The organism is Streptococcus sp. SGI.013 (assembly GCF_050315295.1).
GTDB classification, from domain to species: domain Bacteria; phylum Bacillota; class Bacilli; order Lactobacillales; family Streptococcaceae; genus Streptococcus; species Streptococcus porcorum.
Window position 1 is genome coordinate 1 of the sequence record NZ_JBNPOS010000090.1, and the last position, 648, is coordinate 648.

Genomic DNA, 648 nt, shown 5'->3' on the forward strand with positions numbered 1-648 from the left:
GTTACAGCTGTTTCTGAACTTGTAGCAGTTGTTGATGCTGTTGACTCAGATGAAGCAGTTGATTGGCTGTCTGTTGTTGAAGCCGCTGCTGACTCTGATACAGATACAGAAGCTGATGTTGAAGTCGAAACGGAGTTAGACTCAGAAACAGACGCAGCTTCTGATGCAGCTTCTGAAAGAAGAACTGAAATGCTAGCTGATGTTGATTGACTAGCTGATACTGAAGCTTCATCTGTACTTGCTGAAGTGCTAGTACTTTCTGTTACTGAAGCTGATGTTGAAGCTGGAGCTGTTGACTCAGAAACAACAGCACTTTCTGTTGTTGATGCTGTCAAAGAAACTTGATCAGCTGTCGCCAAAATATCTGTTGACGTTGATGCTTCTGTAGCAACTTGCTCTTCCGCTTGAACACTATCAGCTAAGATCAAGCCACCTCCAGCAACTGCTCCTGCTGAAAGAACCCCACGTAATAAGTGTGAAGCTAGCGAATAACGCTCTTGATCCACATTGTTAATCTTAACTTCTTGGCTACCGCCTTTAATAAGATTTAACAAGCCAATTTGAGACATCACTGTTGTTACCCAGTGTTTCCCCGATTTGTGCAGTTTGACGCGACTCTTGCGCGAGGTTTCTGTCAAACCTTTTTTG

The 648-nt window shown here is 43.5% G+C and carries 1 protein-coding gene; it reads right to left on the reverse strand.

Annotated features, from left to right (window positions below):
• Nucleotides 1–638: accessory Sec-dependent serine-rich glycoprotein adhesin (locus ACQRDX_RS09470; RefSeq protein WP_427896647.1), on the reverse strand; the 638-nt coding region annotated here is incomplete at its 3' end.
• Nucleotides 639–648 lie beyond the last annotated feature (10 nt).